This window comes from Tetragenococcus koreensis (assembly GCF_003795145.1).
Lineage (GTDB): Bacteria > Bacillota > Bacilli > Lactobacillales > Enterococcaceae > Tetragenococcus > Tetragenococcus koreensis.
Window position 1 is genome coordinate 2,212,990 of record NZ_CP027786.1, and the last position, 15,098, is coordinate 2,228,087.

The 15,098-nt window shown below is 36.1% G+C and carries 18 protein-coding genes; 16 read left to right on the plus strand and 2 right to left on the minus strand.

The features are described from left to right. Positions 1–8: 8 nt before the first annotated feature. The 3 genes from C7K43_RS10575 (at position 9) to C7K43_RS10585 (ending at position 1,929) form a co-directional block, all read left to right on the plus strand. The gene (locus tag C7K43_RS10575; RefSeq protein ID WP_124006820.1) at positions 9–509 is read left to right on the plus strand and encodes a phosphatidylglycerophosphatase A family protein; all 501 of its coding nucleotides are present in this window, start codon (positions 9–11) and stop codon (positions 507–509) included. Between the two features lie 134 nt (positions 510–643). Beyond that, entirely contained in the window at positions 644–1,270 is a 627-nt protein-coding gene (locus C7K43_RS10580; protein ID WP_124006821.1) for a phosphoribosyltransferase, read from the plus strand. A gap of 197 nt (positions 1,271–1,467) precedes the next feature. Then, a complete protein-coding gene (locus tag C7K43_RS10585; RefSeq protein WP_124006822.1) occupies positions 1,468–1,929 on the plus strand; it encodes a GNAT family N-acetyltransferase in 462 nt (153 codons plus the stop codon). A 16-nt stretch (positions 1,930–1,945) separates the two neighbouring features. Here C7K43_RS10585 and C7K43_RS10590 read toward each other — a convergent pair whose 3' ends face one another. After that, on the minus strand, positions 1,946–2,623 hold the full coding sequence (locus C7K43_RS10590; RefSeq protein ID WP_124006823.1) for a TVP38/TMEM64 family protein: 678 nt from the start codon (positions 2,621–2,623) through the stop codon (positions 1,946–1,948). Between the two features lie 221 nt (positions 2,624–2,844). Further along, positions 2,845–3,741 (minus strand): LysR family transcriptional regulator, encoded by an 897-nt coding sequence (locus tag C7K43_RS10595; RefSeq protein WP_124006824.1) that lies wholly within the window; start codon positions 3,739–3,741, stop codon positions 2,845–2,847. Between the two features lie 212 nt (positions 3,742–3,953). Here C7K43_RS10595 and C7K43_RS10600 point away from each other — a divergent pair, with 212 nt between their 5' ends. From C7K43_RS10600 to C7K43_RS10660, 13 genes are all read left to right on the plus strand, one after another. After that, a complete protein-coding gene (locus tag C7K43_RS10600) occupies positions 3,954–4,337 on the plus strand; it encodes a CidA/LrgA family protein (RefSeq protein WP_124006825.1) in 384 nt (127 codons plus the stop codon). Beyond that, positions 4,330–5,034 (plus strand): LrgB family protein, encoded by a 705-nt coding sequence (locus C7K43_RS10605; RefSeq protein ID WP_124006826.1) that lies wholly within the window; start codon positions 4,330–4,332, stop codon positions 5,032–5,034. The genes C7K43_RS10600 and C7K43_RS10605 overlap by 8 nt, the downstream gene beginning before the upstream one ends. A 31-nt stretch (positions 5,035–5,065) precedes the next feature. After that, a complete protein-coding gene (locus tag C7K43_RS10610; protein WP_124006827.1) occupies positions 5,066–6,208 on the plus strand; it encodes an alpha-hydroxy-acid oxidizing protein in 1,143 nt (380 codons plus the stop codon). Positions 6,209–6,523: 315 nt separating this feature from the next. Further along, a complete protein-coding gene (locus C7K43_RS10615; protein WP_124006828.1) occupies positions 6,524–7,024 on the plus strand; it encodes a hypothetical protein in 501 nt (166 codons plus the stop codon). Next, positions 7,021–7,815 (plus strand): DUF6681 family protein, encoded by a 795-nt coding sequence (locus C7K43_RS10620; RefSeq protein WP_124006829.1) that lies wholly within the window; start codon positions 7,021–7,023, stop codon positions 7,813–7,815. The genes C7K43_RS10615 and C7K43_RS10620 overlap by 4 nt, the downstream gene beginning before the upstream one ends. 111 nt (positions 7,816–7,926) lie before the next feature. Then, positions 7,927–9,243, plus strand: a complete 1,317-nt coding sequence (locus tag C7K43_RS10625; RefSeq protein WP_124006830.1) for a C1 family peptidase — start codon at positions 7,927–7,929, stop codon at positions 9,241–9,243. A 220-nt stretch (positions 9,244–9,463) separates the two neighbouring features. After that, the gene (locus C7K43_RS10630) at positions 9,464–10,288 is read left to right on the plus strand and encodes a glycosyltransferase family 8 protein (protein WP_124006831.1); all 825 of its coding nucleotides are present in this window, start codon (positions 9,464–9,466) and stop codon (positions 10,286–10,288) included. Positions 10,289–10,467: 179 nt separating this feature from the next. Then, positions 10,468–11,184: a 16S rRNA (guanine(527)-N(7))-methyltransferase RsmG gene (rsmG, locus tag C7K43_RS10635; protein WP_124006832.1), complete on the plus strand. Its 717-nt coding sequence runs from the start codon at positions 10,468–10,470 to the stop codon at positions 11,182–11,184. A gap of 66 nt (positions 11,185–11,250) precedes the next feature. Beyond that, complete coding sequence (locus C7K43_RS10640; RefSeq protein ID WP_124006833.1) at positions 11,251–12,021, plus strand: ParA family protein; 771 nt, start codon at positions 11,251–11,253, stop codon at positions 12,019–12,021. Then, a complete protein-coding gene (locus tag C7K43_RS10645; RefSeq protein WP_124006834.1) occupies positions 12,005–12,892 on the plus strand; it encodes a ParB/RepB/Spo0J family partition protein in 888 nt (295 codons plus the stop codon). Before C7K43_RS10640 ends, C7K43_RS10645 begins: the two co-directional genes overlap by 17 nt. A 15-nt stretch (positions 12,893–12,907) precedes the next feature. Then, a complete protein-coding gene (locus tag C7K43_RS10650; RefSeq protein WP_124006835.1) occupies positions 12,908–13,096 on the plus strand; it encodes a DUF951 domain-containing protein in 189 nt (62 codons plus the stop codon). 6 nt (positions 13,097–13,102) lie between these two features. Next, positions 13,103–14,203 carry a redox-regulated ATPase YchF gene (gene ychF, locus C7K43_RS10655; protein WP_124006836.1) on the plus strand — a complete coding sequence of 367 codons (1,101 nt, stop codon included), beginning with the start codon at positions 13,103–13,105 and terminating at the stop codon, positions 14,201–14,203. Positions 14,204–14,288: 85 nt separating this feature from the next. Continuing rightward, positions 14,289–14,981 (plus strand): DUF1129 domain-containing protein, encoded by a 693-nt coding sequence (locus C7K43_RS10660; protein WP_124006837.1) that lies wholly within the window; start codon positions 14,289–14,291, stop codon positions 14,979–14,981. Positions 14,982–15,098: the final 117 nt, after the last annotated feature.

The following is a 15,098-nucleotide window of genomic DNA, read 5'->3' on the forward strand; positions in this document are numbered from 1 at the left end:
GGGAAATTATGAGAGAAGAAACATTTAAATATCCAGATACAGAGGCCTATGAATTTGTCATTAAAGAATTGAACAAGCGTGACATTACTTACCAAGATATTGCAAGAATGGCTTATGAGGTAGCGTATGAATTTATTCCTGAAGCAAAATTAACCGAATTTGAAGTAGCAACGATTGATGTGCTGCATAAAAGAGAAGTACTAAATAACGCGATGGTTGCTCTAGATTTGGACCGCTTAGCAACAGAAGGACAATTAAGTCAGCCATTACAAAAAATTATTGAAAACGATGCAGGTGTATTTGGCGTAGATGAAACTCTTGCGGTAAGTATTGCAAGTATTTATGGAACGATTGGAGTAACCAACTTTGGTTATCTTGATCGAGTAAAAAGCGGCGTTATTCAAAAATTAGATACAGAAAAAGAAGGACGCGTAAATACTTTTATTGATGATTTAATCGGCGCATTAGTTGCAGCAGTTGCGGGCAAAATGGCCCATAAATATGCGTAGAAATAGGGCTAGGATTAATCTACGGATGTATTAAGCAAAATGAATGCTGGAAACATTTGTCGGTATGGCTTTGCGGCGTTTTTTAAGAACATGTCTTAAATGAAACTTTCCATCCTAAGAAAGGGTGTTTTGCCGTGTTATTTCGTGATCGAACAGATGCAGGAGAACAGTTGGCAGGGGTTATTGGTTCATTAGACGCTAAAAATACAATTGTGTTGGCTTTACCTAGAGGTGGGCTACCACTTGGTGTGATAGTGGCAAAAAAGTATGCTGTGTCATTTGATATTATTTTAGCGAAAAAAATTGGTCATCCAACGAATTCTGAATATGCAATTGGCGCTGTCGCAGAAGGTGGCACGCCTATTTTAGGAGAAGGATATGTCGAGGCCCTTCATGCTGAATGGGTACAAGAAAAAGTTCCGCTAATTCAAAAAGAAATGTCACGCAAACGTGCTATTTATAGGGAAATCTTACAAGAGAACCAATTAAACGATAAAGATGTTCTGATCGTGGATGACGGTATTGCAACTGGGCTGACTATGTTTGCTGCTATAAGAGCAGCGGAAGAACACCAGCCAAAAAGCGTGAGTGTTGCCGTTCTTGTAATTCCTAAAGCAACCTACGGGCAGTTGAAACAAGAAGTAGATAAAGTTTATATGCTAGAAGTTCCCCAACACTTTTTAGGTGGCGTGGGAGCTTATTATGAACAATTTCCGCAATTAACCGATGAACAAGTGAAAGAAATGCTAAAAAATAGATGAGGTGTGAAAATGTGATGTTCTTTATTGTGAAGGAACGTCATTTTTTAAATCAAAGGAAATATAAACGATTTTTTCTCTTTTTCAAAAATATAATCTACCTCTTAAAGAAAATTCTACTAATCTCATTACAAGAAAATAATGAAGTTTCGTTTATTAAAAAATGTTTCACGTGAAACGATGTGAAAAAGGAGAAAAAAATGGGGATTTATTTTAAAATTGTTGAAAAAGAGGAGGAGGATTTAGTCACTGCTATTATGACTGAAGCTTTTAATTATGATGCTGAAATTTATTTTGGTAACGATGCCGAATTTGGTCCTCCGGGATACTCTGACGGAACTTTAGCGCGAAAAGTTTTATTAAAGCCGAATGTAAAAAATTATTTTATTTGTTTATCTAATAAACAAATTGCAGGTTTTCTTAGCATTGACCTAAAAAATAGCCAATTAGACTACTTTTGTATTCGGACCAGGTTCATTAACCAAGGGATTGGTACAGCAGCTTGGCAAAAAGTTGAAGAAATGTATCCTGGAAACAACTGGCAAGTTGAAACACCTGCTTATTCTTTGAGAAATCATCATTTTTATGAAAAATTAGGGTTTATTAAAGTTGGCGAGAAAGCTTATGATTCAGAAACTAAGGCTTTCATATTTAAAAAATAGCAAGCATCACTTTCTACTAAACGATGGTTTTCTTTTTCGCATCTTTGTAGATGACCTGAATAAGTAAGATCAAAATTGCAACGCTTGCAATCAAAAGTAGCGCTTTTTTATTCAACCCCTTAAATATTGCGTCGCCTCCCAATGCATACATAACTGATGATGGTGTTACGCCGACGAGTACGGCAAGAAATAGATGTCTAGTTTTCATTTTTAACAGGTTTGCAGTGAAATTGACAATAAATGAGGGAATCACTGGAATCATATAGGCAAACATAATGCCGATTTTCGGATGTCTCATTTGTGTAATTGCTTGAACCCAATGATTTGAAGTATTTCTCTTATCTAAGAATTTCAATTTGCGCAACAGCACCATTGAGATTAAATTTCCTACAGCATTACCGATAATGTTTAAGATGCTTCCGATAAGAGGTCCATAACAAAGCCCAATAAAAATACCAATTACAGAGGTCGGTAAACCTGGTAGCGCGCACATTACGATAGTTAATAAAACGAGCAGCACGCCAGAACGAATACCGTGTGAGCGGACATTATGCATCAATGCTTTTTCTGAAACTTGGGATTTTAAAAGCAAAGTAATTTCGGTATGATATTCAATAAATAAATGATAACAAACAAGGGCTAATAAGCAGACTCCGCTTACGATCAATAATTGTCTAATTCTTTTCTTTTCCATAAATTCTCCATTTAATTTTTCTCTTAACCTGCCTTTTCTTATTATATAAAAAGATATGAACAATAACAATTTAAGTAAGAAAATAATAGGTTTAGTTTAAAGAGACAAAAAACTACAACCAATGGATGCTTTGAAAAAATTGCATTGGTTGAATGAATAGACCGTGTGGTTGCAAGCGTAAAAAATGATTACTTAATCGACTTGCTTTTTACGTTTGATTTTCACGAAGCTTGTTTTGTTCGTTGAGTTGCGATATCAATCAGCGTTTGATTGAATTCTTGCTGCAATGGGTTTCCTACAGCTTTTTTATTAACAACGAGACTAATATAAAATTTGGGCGCATTTTCTAAAGGGATGGTCACAATATCGGTACGATTTTTTACGAGCAAATCAATCATAATACCAATAGAAACTCCCGAAGAAATAAACGATCCGGCCGTTTGTATTCCTTTAGTATAGGCCACCTGGCTGGGATTAATTTGATTGGCTTGAGCCCAACGCTCAAACATTGCGTAATGCGTGTACTCTTTATCCAAGCAAATAAAAGAATAATCTGAAAGCATCTTTGCTGTGATAAGGGATTCTTTAGCTAAAGGATGGTCTGGTGCGACACATACTTGCAAGGGCCGCTCGTCAATCAAATATTGTTCAACCCAAGGTTCTTCAATTTTTGGTGAATCACCGCCACTAATTGCAATAGGTAATTTATTTTCACGCAACAAATCCATCATGACTTCAGAACTTTCTTCTTCAACTAGTTGCAAGTTTGAAATAAACTTACTCATTGAAGGCATCAAGTTAGGTAAATAAAATCCACCAATTGTTGGCAAAAATCCTAATTGGACAGTACGTGTTTCTGTATTTTCCATTTCTTTTTTTGTTGCAGCTAATAAATCGAGCACCGTACCTGCATTTTTGTATAGGATTTCGCCAGCAGGTTTTAAATGAAAGCTTTTTGTTGAACGATCTCGAGTGATCAATTTTGTATTAAACTCATCTTCCAATCTTTTTAAGGAAAGCGAGATTGAAGGTTGAGACACATAAAAAGCTTCAGCTGTTTTGGTAAAGCTAGAACAATCAACTAGATATTTAAAATAAATTAGGTCTTGTATTTTCATTATTATTTTCCTATTCGTCTTATAAATTTTATTTATAATAGCATAACGAATCTATATTTCACAAAGAAGTTGCTTGTGATATATTAATGGCAGGTAATAAAAAAGCGTTTACAACACTGTCTTATGGTTTATAATTTAGTTTAGTTTTCAATGAAAAACTAAAAGTTTGTTCACTTTTTAATTGTTTAGTAAAATGATGAAAGGAGAATTTCGTGAAGTACATCAAACAGATTTTTTGGATCTTTTTGTTTGCGCTTGCAGGAGAAGCGTTGTCTCTGCTTATTCCAATTGCCATCCCAGGGAGTGTTATTGGTATGGTATTACTATTTTTTGCACTGCATTTCGGTTGGCTGAAAATGGAAAAAGTCGCTGATGTGGGTAGTTTTTTGACAGATAACATGGCGATCTTTTTTGTTCCGGCTGGTGTGGGTTTAATGGCTCATTTGGATATCTTAGCATCAATTTGGGGACGGCTTTTATTTATTATTGTTATTTCTTTAATTGCTGTTTTAACATTGGTGGGAACAATCGTCCAACATGCAAAAAATAAAGCGGAAAAAAGCGTTTCTGTAAAGGAGGTAGAAGAAAATGTTTGAATCCTTTGTTAATGATCCTTTTTTTGGAATTTTTCTAACACTTTTTTTCTACTTAATTGGGTTAAAGTTACATCAAAGATGGAAATTAGCTATTTTTACACCGTTGATTTTTGCGATTATTTGTGTGATTATTTTTTTATTAGTATTTAATATCCCACAAACGGCTTATGACAATGGCGGTCAATTTGTAAGTATATGGGTTACACCAGCAACCGTTTGTTTAGCAATCAAGTTAGAAAAAAATTATCAGTACTTAAAAGAAAATTATATTCCTATCCTAACCGGCATCATCTCTGGTGTATTGCTGCATACTGTTTTAATTTTAGCTCTTTGCTTGCTTCTATCTTTTAACGGCGATTTATTTGCAACACTTTATCCAAAATCAATCACTACAGCAATTGCTGTAGGAGTTTCAGAATCGCTAGGTGGTCTTGAATCATTAACGGTTGCCGTCGTTGTTTTTACTGGTATTTTAGGAGCAGCGATTGGGCCTGGATTATTTAAAATGATGAAAATTAATGATCCAGTAGCGCAAGGGATCGCGCTCGGTGCAGGAGCGCATGCGATGGGCACTACAAAGGCTATCGAAATGGGAGAAATACAAGGAGCAATGTCAAGTTTGTCAATTGTTGTAACCGGTCTTACAGTTGTACTAGTATCGCCGGTTGCTGAGATTTTATTAAATGTATTTTTTTAAATTAAAATAACTTTAAAAGGAGAAATTAAAAATGGCAGAAAAAACTGTTACAGAAGAAATTGAAGAAGAAGTAAATAACGGATATGATGCACCTACGAATGTAAATGAAGTGGAAGTAATTAATACTTATGAGCTAGAAGAAAAAGCTAAAAAAGTTGTGCCTAAAGGCGGATTTGATTACATGTCAGGAGCATCTGGCGATGAATTTACTTTAAAACAAAACATCGAAGCGTGGAACGCAAAGGGCATATTACCTCGTGTTTTAGCTGATGTGGAATTTCCTGAAACAAACACCTCTATTATTGGACAAGAATTAAAAGTTCCTTTTATCATGTCACCAATCGCAGCTCACGGTTTAGCTCATCAAGCTAAAGAAGCTGGGACGGCAAGAGGTATTGCAGAGTTTGGAGGTTCAATCATGTCGATTAGTGCTTATTCTGGCGCTAGTTTTGATGAAATCGAAGCTGGGTTAGGTGGCAACAATCGCTGGTTCCAAATTTACATGTCAAAAGATGAGGAAATGAATAAAAATATCATTGATGAGGCTAAAGCAGATGGTGCTACCGCCATTATTTTGACAGCAGACGCAACATTGAGCGGGAACCGTGATAGAGACGACCATAATAAGTTTGTTTATCCATTTGGGATGCCGATTGTTTCTCGTTACTTAAAAGGTGGCGCAAAAAATATGTCACTGAATAACATTTATGCACAATCTAAACAAAAAATTAGCATGGCAGACGTTCGCTTTTTAAAAGAATATTCTGATTTGCCAGTATTTGTCAAAGGGATACAAACACCAGAAGATGCGATGGCAGCAATCGGAGCTGGAGCAGCTGGTATTTGGGTATCAAATCATGGTGGTAGACAGTTGGATGGTGCCCCAGGTTCTTTTGCGACACTAAAAGCGATCTCTGAAGCAGTACAAAATCGTGTACCTATTGTTTTTGATAGTGGGATTCGTCGCGGTGAACACATCTTTAAAGCGATTGCTTCTGGTGCAGATATTGTAGGTATCGGTCGACCAGCCTTGTATGGATTAGCTTTAGGTGGATGGAAAGGTGTTAAATCTGTTTTTGAATACTTCGAAAGTGATTTGAAACGTGTGATGCAACTAGCCGGAACGCAAACCATTGAAGACATCAAACATGCGCGTTTATTTGATATTAAATAAGTAGAATAAAGAAGCAGCTTCAAAAGTTAATGAGATAAGTAAATAAAAAATTAGAATCAAACGATTTTGCATTTATCCATATGGATAATGCGGGTTGTTTGGTTCTTTTTAAATTGCTGAAAATTATTTAAATAACCGAACACAAGAGGGTTAATTTTTGTTTTTTTACATTTCTTCGTGCTATGATGAGCAATAGTCCATATACACTAAAAAAAATAAAATATTTCCGAAATTCTCAATAAAAATTTCAAACATTCATAAGAAAAAAATAATCTTCAGATGATATACTGTGGATGGATAAAGGAGGAACACCAAATGAAGAGAGTGCCACCAATATTAAAACCTATTGCGCTTTTAACTTTTTCTCTTGTCATTGCGACGGCTACAGGAGTTGTTAATGGAAAAAGTTATCGTCAAACAACAACTGAAACAACCACAACCGAAACAACGACAGAAAATTCTGCAAGCACAGATATGACCACCGATTTGCCAAATTCAGGCACAGAAATGACCGATGAATCTACCTTTGGTGAAGACAGCGGGTTACAACAGACACAAGACTCAAATAATGGCGTAGAAGACGATCCGGCAGCTTCAAATGAAGCACCACAACAAGACCCTGATTCTAATTCAGGAGCTGAACAAACGCCTGACTCTTCTGAACAACCAGCGGAAAACCAGCAGGAAACGCCGAATGATCAGCAAAATGGACAAGAACAAAATCAAGAAGGTCAACAACAAGATCAACAGGATCAACAAGACCAGCAAGGGCAACAAAACCAACAAAATACGCCTGAAGAAGGTGATGAACAATGACTATCTTATTAGATATTATTAATAGTTTTCATAAATTTTTAGGCTATTTGGATATTAGCCCTAAATATTTAAATCGTGCTTACACTATATTAAGCCTTTTTCCTACGCTTTATATCCTACGTATTGTTTATGGATTATGGGGGAACCAAAATTATATCCAATTTAGTTTATATTTGATAGTTTTTATTATTTTATTGTATTTTGTGGTGTTGAATTTCTTTTACTACTTTTTCGATAAAAACGTTAAAGGTGACGTTACTCAATTATTTGCTAAATACTTACCAGAAGACGCTTTTAATATCGAAGAAGGAAATCAAATTTCACAAAATTTGATGCCTAATACCAGCGAAGTGTCAGTGGAGTTTGTGGATAATCACGAATTGCGGTTAGAAGAAAACATCCAAACGTTGATCAGTCAAGATAAGATACCTACAAATAATTTAACCAATAGTGATGGGTTCTTACTTATGAAAAATACTTTGCATCCCTTTTATTATTTAAAAAAAGTATCAGAAGATGAGTATGAGCTGCAAATTGGGACAAGTTATCAGGATCTAGAAAAAATTGGAACTATCCATCAAACAGAAGCCTTGGATCCAGTGGGATTGTTTATTGTCGGTGGTGATTTTGTGAAAGAAGGCGTTCGATATCATGAACGTTACCATTTAAAATTGCTTGTCAGGGATAAACCGGCACAAGATGTAGGCACTGCTGAAACAACAAACGAAGCAGGGGCGACAAATGAAACAGGTAGTCGTAGTCAACGTCATAAAAAGAAAAAGTTTAAATAAATGACTTCCCATGAATCCTAACCAAACTAGGGTTCATGGGTTTTGTGTTTTTTATATGACAATGATAGACTTTAATGAGCAATAAAAAATGAGCGGAAAAGAGTGAGTAAAATGACTAAAGATTTGACTTTTGAGAACTTAGCAGATTTTACAGATGCCTTAAATCAAATACCAGCTAGTAGCGTAATCGCCCGAGCTGTTCAAGAAAATGGCATTGATGCTGTTAGTAAAAATTCTGCTGCAAAAGCAGAATTAAACCGAGTGTTTTCCATTGAGGTTGAAACAGGTGAAGTGACGCACCAAAAACAAAGCGGACGTTGTTGGCTATTTGCCACTTTGAATACACTACGGCATGATTTTGCTAAAAAGTATGATTTAAAAGATTTTCAGTTTTCACAAAATTACCTGTCCTTTTATGATCGTTTAGAAAAAGCGAATAAGATGTTGGAATGGGCAATCAGTTTGATCGATCAACCAGAAGATGATCGTGAATACTTAGCAATGCTCGAATGGGGCGATGGTGATGGTGGCCAGTGGGCAAACGGTCCGGCATTAATTAATAAGTACGGTTTAATTCCTAAAAGTGCGATGCCTGAAACTTATAATAGCGATAAAACCGCTGAGATTTCTGCAGCCATTAATTTGAAATTGCATAAAGCAGTTGCACATATGAAAAAAATGGTGGTCACGCCTACTCACGAAGCAGACTTACATACTTATAAATTAGAATGTTTACGTGAAATTTACCGTATGTTAGTTTATGCTTTTGGTCAGCCACCTGCTTCCTTTGATTTTGAATATCGTGACAAAGATAACAGCTATCATAATATTCGTAATTTAACGCCAACAACTTTTTTTGCGGATTACGTAGATGTTGATTTTGATCAATACACGGTGTTAGTAGATGCTCCTGACCATGAGTATGGAAAAAATTATGGATTGCCAAGTCAAGATTATATATTTGATGGGAAAAAAATTGAACTAGCAAACGTTGGAATTACTGCTATGAAAAAAGCAGCCGTAGCTTCTTTAAAAGATGGGCAAACGGTTTGGTTTGGTTGCGATGTGTTAAGAGATATGGATCGTAAAGAAGGAATCTTGGACCCTAATTATTTCAAAAAGAGCGAACTCTTTGCAGCTGATTTACAATTAGACAAAGCAGAACGATTAGCAACTCGAGAAGGCGAAGTTACCCACGCAATGACGCTTACTGGGGTTGATCTTGTTGATGGTCAGTCAACCAAATGGAAAGTTGAAAATAGCTGGGGTGAAAAAGTTGGCGATAAGGGCTATTTCATTATGTCGGATGCTTGGTTTGATGAGAATGTATATGAAGTTGTTGTGCAAGATAAATACTTGCAAGAAGAAGATAAGCATGTAGCAGCAAAAGAAAAAGAAGACCTTATGCCATGGGATTCATTGTGCTAATAAAAATACTTGGGTTCAATGCCCAAGTATTTTTGAACGATCAAAATAAGGCATTTAATCTATTAACAAAAAGGAAGTAATCTTATTCAATGGGTTATAAACGTATAGGTTAGTTTTTTGTTTCACGTGAAACTTATTATTTCTGTCGATATTTTTTTAAAAATTTCTATTATATAATGATAGTAGAAATATATACTGTAGGAATCAAGGAGAGAAGCAAATGCAGATAAATTTACTTTTTTCGATCGATGATAAATTTGTGGAGCAAATGAAAACTACGCTGTTTTCTATATACCAAAATGCAGACCATAATCATCATTTTACTGTTTACGTCTTGCAAAAAAAATTATTAAAGCGTTCTAAGACAATAAAAGAATTTTGTCATCTGTGGGGGATGAACTACGTTCCACTTGTAATTGGCGATGATCCCCTATTTGAGCAAGCCCCTATTTCTGCTCGTTATCCAGAAACAATTTATTATCGCTTAATGGTACATAAATATTTGCCGGAAAATGTCGATAAAATTCTTTATTTGGATGCAGATATTCTTTGTATTAATGATTTTTCGTCGTTATATGAACTCGAACTCAAAGGATATTTATATGCAGCAGCAAGTCATAAAAATCTGACCAATATGACAAAAATGATTAACCAAGTTCGCTTAAAAACCTATGAAGCGGAGGGTTATTATAATTCGGGTGTTTTGCTTATTAATGTCAAAAAAGCTCGCGATGAAGTTCATGCAGAAGATATTTTTCGCTTCATTCAAGAAAATCAATACAATCTTTTATTACCTGATCAAGATATTTTAAATGGGTTATATGGCAATAAAATCTTATCGATTCCTGATGAAATTTATAATTATGATGTAAGAAAAAATGCAACTTACGATACGATTAGTATGGGGAAGTGGGATTTAGGTTGGATTATTCGCAATAGTGTCTTCTTGCATTTTTGTGGTAAAGACAAGCCTTGGGAAGATAAATACCGAGGACGTTATGCTGCTTTATACAAATACTTTTGGTATAAAGTAATGAATGAATAAACCTTACGCACTTGCTGTTTTTTGCAAGTGTGTTTATTTATGAAAAAATTCTATTCTTGGTAAAAAATTAAATCCTTGTTCAAAAGACAGCCAAACTATTGCATAGGTAATTATTTTGCGTTAAAGTAGAATATAGTCCGTGAAACAATTTCTGTTTCACAAAAGAGAAAGGGAGAAACATGTTACCTGAAGAATTTCAACAAAAACTTCGCGAGCATCATATTGTGTTGACTCAAACACAAATAGAGCAATTTGAACGTTATTATCAGCTTTTGGTAGAATGGAATCAGAAAATAAACCTTACTGCCATTACGGATAAAAATGAAGTTTATTTAAAGCATTTTTATGATTCAGTAGCCTTGGCTTTTTCAGTTGATTTGGACAAAAAAGCTTCTATCTGTGATATTGGCTCTGGAGCCGGGTTCCCAAGTATCCCCTTAAAAATCATCTTTCCTGAATTAAAGGTAACCATCGTTGATTCGTTAAATAAGCGGATCAATTTTCTGCGTACATTAATTACCGAGTTAGATTTAAACCAAGTTGCGTTATTTCACGATCGAGCAGAAACATTTGGTCAAAAGATTGACCACCGTGCTTCTTATGATTATGTAGTGGCAAGAGCGGTTGCACGATTGAATGTTTTGTGTGAGCTTTGCTTACCACTTGTAAAAAAGAACGGCTATTTTTATGCCTTAAAAGCAGCTAAAAGTCAAGAAGAATTAAATGAAGCAAAAGGATCAATGGCAATTTTGGGTGGTAAGTTCATAGAAGATAAGCAAATTTATTTACCTAATACAGATGATCAACGACACGTCTTAGTGATTGAAAAGAAAAAAGAAACCCCCAAAAAATATCCGAGAAAACCTGGCTTACCGAGTAAAAAGCCTATAAATTAAAAATTTCAAAGGTAGAATAAAAGAGGAGTTCCTCTTTTATCGCCTCTAACAGAGAAGGAGAGTTTTATGGTTCGTATTATTTCTGTTGCAAATCAAAAAGGTGGCGTCGGTAAATCGACTACAGCGGTTAATTTAGGCGCATGTTTGGCTTACCTAGATAAAAAAGTTTTGCTAGTAGATATCGATGCGCAAGGGAATGCAACCAGCGGTGTCGGTATACGTAAACCTGACGTGGTACAAGATGTTTATGATGTTTTGATTAATGAGATCAATATTGAAGATACGATATTACCTAGCTCTCGCGCTAATTTAGATGTTGTACCAGCGACTCTCCAATTAGCAGGCGCAGAGATTGAATTAACATCTATGATGGCGAGGGAGTCACGCCTGCGTACGGCTATTGATGAAATCAAAGATCAGTATGATTTCATCTTGATCGATTGTCCGCCGTCACTAGGGCATCTAACTATTAACGCTTTTACAGCGAGCGATGCGATTTTGATCCCGGTACAGTGTGAGTATTATGCCTTAGAAGGATTAAGTCAATTATTAAATACTGTTCGTTTGGTGCAAAAACACTTTAATCCTGAATTGGAAATTGAGGGCGTCTTATTGACAATGTATGATGCACGCACCAATCTTGGGGTGGAAGTTGTAGGCGAAGTTCGCCGCTATTTCCAAGAGAAAGTCTATGATACAATTATTCCCCGAAATGTTCGTTTATCTGAAGCGCCTAGTCACGGGCTATCAATTGTTGATTATGATTTGCGTTCCAAAGGCTCTGAAGTCTATCAAGCACTAGCAAAGGAAGTGTTGACTCGTGAAAAAGCAAAATAAAAGTTTAGGAAAAGGAATCAATGCGTTGTTTCAAGACCTATCAGATATTGAAGAGGTTGATGTTGCAACGGAAAAAATCGTTGAACTCTCATTAAATGAGTTACGCCCGAATCCTTACCAACCACGAAAAACATTTGAAGAAAAATCATTACAAGAGTTGGCGAATTCGATTGAAAAATCAGGCGTTTTTCAGCCGATTATTGTACGTAAATCTAAAGTAAAAGGTTATGAGATTATTGCCGGTGAACGTCGTTTCCGTGCTTCGAAGCTAGCCAAAAAAGAAGTCATCCCAGCAATTATTCGCGATTTTGATGAAGAAGCAATGATGCAAGTAGCTGTTTTGGAAAACTTACAACGGGAAGATTTGAATCCCTTAGAAGAAGCAGAAGCTTATGAAATGCTAATGAAAAATCTTCATTTAACCCAAGCAGAAGTAGCCGAACGTTTAGGCAAAAGCCGACCTTATATTGCAAACTATTTACGTCTTTTAACTTTACCAAAATTAGTGAAGGAAATGGTTCAAGACGATCGGTTATCGATGGGACAGGCGCGTACACTACTAGGCTTGAAAAACAAAGAGCAAATGTTGAAACTTGCGAACCGTTGTGTGAAAGAAAACTTGACTGTACGTCAACTAGAACAGTTAGTCACAGATGCCAATGAAGCAAAAGATAAAAAGAAAGTTCCTCGTGTAGTGAAAGAAAAGCCCTATTATCTGCGCGAAAGCGAAGATCGTTTGATGGATAAATTTGGAACGAGTGTACAGATTAAAGAGAAAAAAGGCAAAGGAAGAATTGAGATTGACTATTTATCGCAAAATGATTTGACGCGTATATTAGATATCTTAAATATTCACTTTGATGAAGAATAAATAAGGAGAATGCTTATGTATGACCTAGGTGATACTGTAGAAATGAAAAAACCTCATGCCTGTCAAACCAATCGCTGGCTGATCATACGCATGGGAGCCGATATTAAAATAAAATGCGAGAATTGCGGCCATATAGTCATGATGACGCGCCGTGAATTTGAAAAGAAAATGAAAAAAGTAATTGAAAAGAAAAAGGAAGAGTGAAAATAGATGGCATTGACCGCTGGAATCGTGGGGTTGCCTAATGTCGGCAAATCCACTTTGTTTAACGCAATTACAAAAGCTGGCGCAGAAGCAGCAAATTACCCTTTTGCAACTATTGACCCCAATGTAGGGATGGTCGAAGTACCTGATTGGCGCTTGCAACGTTTAACTGATTTATTTCAACCCAAAAAAACCACGCCTGCGACCTTTGAATTTACCGATATTGCCGGGATCGTTAAAGGAGCAAGTGAAGGTGAGGGGCTGGGAAATCAATTTTTAAGTCATATCCGTCAAGTAGACGCCATTTGCCATGTGGTGCGTTGTTTTGACGATGATAATGTCACCCACGTAGATGGACGAATCGATCCTTTAGCCGATATTGAAACGATTAATTTAGAATTAATCTTGGCTGACTTGGAAACAGTTAATAAACGGTACAGCCGGGTTGAAAAAGTGGCTAAGACAAAAGATAAAGCAGCGATGGCCGAATTAGCTGTTTTAGATAAAATTAAACCAGTTTTGGAGGCAGGAAAATCGGCTCGGACCATTGAATTTTCTGAAGAAGAGCAACCGATTGTCAAAGACTTGTTCTTATTGACAATTAAACCTGTTTTATACGTTGCCAATGTGGCAGAAGATGATGTCCAAGACCCTACGAACAATCACTATGTGCAAGAAGTACAAAAATTTGCAGCAACAGAAAAAGCGGAAGTTATTACTGTCTGTGCCCAAATTGAGGAAGAAATTGCTGAATTAGACGACGAAGATAAAGTAGAATTTTTGGAAGATCTAGGCATTAAAGAAAGCGGATTGGATCAATTAATTCGTACTTCTTTCCATTTATTAGGTCTAGCGACCTATTTTACGGCGGGCGAACCAGAAGTGCGTGCTTGGACGTTTCATAAAGGCATCAAAGCACCTCAGGCTGCAGGAATTATTCATTCTGATTTTGAACGGGGTTTCATCCGAGCTGAAACGGTATCTTTTAACGATCTTGATAAATTTGAAAGTATGCATGCAGCTAAAGAAGCAGGTCGTGTTCGGCTTGAAGGTAAGGACTATGTGGTCCAAGATGGCGATGTCATGTTATTCCGTTTCAATGTATAATAGACTATCAAAGTACGAATGAACTATGTTAAAATAATTCTTGTCAAATGCTTGTTTATCAGGCAAGAAGGGAGAAACGAAGACCATGGAAGCAGAAAAGCTGCGAGAATACGTTGCAAAAAATCGCGAGTGGGAAGAACAATTAACCAAAAGAAATCAACAATATATTTTTGATTTAAACAAAGCACTTGATGCTGCGAATTTATCAGAAGAAGAAAAAGTACAAGTGTTTCATGAGATGTTACCGGTGTTAGTGCAAGAACAAAAAAATGGCACTACGGCTCGACAACTTTATGGTACAGTTTCAGAACGAACAGAAGCAATTTTAGCTACCCCGACAAAAGTTGAAACTACAAGGCCCGTTTTGATGTGGGTGGATAATACTTTATTGATCTTAGGTGTCTTTGGTTTGATGATGGGAATTGTAGGATTATTCTCTAATCAAAATAACCAAGTTTATGGTATTGTTACCTTGATATTAATGGCAATGGTCGGCGGTTGGGTCTTTTATTTGATGTATAAATATATGTATCAATACGAACGCCCAGGTGCGGATAAGAGTCAGCGTCCAAAATTATGGAAGTCGATATTGATTTTAATTGCTTCGTTTTTCGTATGGACAGCAGTCATTTCATTATCTGCCTTATTGCCAGGTGTAATCAATCCGGTTTTAGACCCATTCTTTTTGGTTCTTATTGGCGGTGCCTCTTTGTTACTTCGTTATTATTTAAAGAAAAGATACAATATCATTGGCAGTTTATCGATGCCTAAGCAGTAAATAGACAAGGGTTCCTCATTAGGGCCCTTTTTTCTTTACCATAATGGTTGACTTCAAGCATTATTTTTGCTATTTTCGTTAAAATATATTGATTTACCTAACGACAGTAAAATTATT

What these genes read in the sequence shown, in the direction of transcription:
- C7K43_RS10575 (WP_124006820.1), top strand. Translation starts at nt 9, where the DNA reads ATGAGAGAAGAAACATTTAAATATCCAGATACAGAGGCCTATGAATTT.
- C7K43_RS10585 (WP_124006822.1), top strand. Translation starts at nt 1,468, where the DNA reads ATGGGGATTTATTTTAAAATTGTTGAAAAAGAGGAGGAGGATTTAGTC.
- C7K43_RS10590 (WP_124006823.1), bottom strand. Translation starts at nt 2,623, where the DNA reads ATGGAAAAGAAAAGAATTAGACAATTATTGATCGTAAGCGGAGTCTGC.
- C7K43_RS10595 (WP_124006824.1), bottom strand. Translation starts at nt 3,741, where the DNA reads ATGAAAATACAAGACCTAATTTATTTTAAATATCTAGTTGATTGTTCT.
- C7K43_RS10605 (WP_124006826.1), top strand. Translation starts at nt 4,330, where the DNA reads ATGTTTGAATCCTTTGTTAATGATCCTTTTTTTGGAATTTTTCTAACA.
- C7K43_RS10610 (WP_124006827.1), top strand. Translation starts at nt 5,066, where the DNA reads ATGGCAGAAAAAACTGTTACAGAAGAAATTGAAGAAGAAGTAAATAAC.
- C7K43_RS10615 (WP_124006828.1), top strand. Translation starts at nt 6,524, where the DNA reads ATGAAGAGAGTGCCACCAATATTAAAACCTATTGCGCTTTTAACTTTT.
- C7K43_RS10620 (WP_124006829.1), top strand. Translation starts at nt 7,021, where the DNA reads ATGACTATCTTATTAGATATTATTAATAGTTTTCATAAATTTTTAGGC.
- C7K43_RS10625 (WP_124006830.1), top strand. Translation starts at nt 7,927, where the DNA reads ATGACTAAAGATTTGACTTTTGAGAACTTAGCAGATTTTACAGATGCC.
- C7K43_RS10630 (WP_124006831.1), top strand. Translation starts at nt 9,464, where the DNA reads ATGCAGATAAATTTACTTTTTTCGATCGATGATAAATTTGTGGAGCAA.
- rsmG (WP_124006832.1), top strand. Translation starts at nt 10,468, where the DNA reads ATGTTACCTGAAGAATTTCAACAAAAACTTCGCGAGCATCATATTGTG.
- C7K43_RS10640 (WP_124006833.1), top strand. Translation starts at nt 11,251, where the DNA reads ATGGTTCGTATTATTTCTGTTGCAAATCAAAAAGGTGGCGTCGGTAAA.
- C7K43_RS10650 (WP_124006835.1), top strand. Translation starts at nt 12,908, where the DNA reads ATGTATGACCTAGGTGATACTGTAGAAATGAAAAAACCTCATGCCTGT.
- ychF (WP_124006836.1), top strand. Translation starts at nt 13,103, where the DNA reads ATGGCATTGACCGCTGGAATCGTGGGGTTGCCTAATGTCGGCAAATCC.
- C7K43_RS10660 (WP_124006837.1), top strand. Translation starts at nt 14,289, where the DNA reads ATGGAAGCAGAAAAGCTGCGAGAATACGTTGCAAAAAATCGCGAGTGG.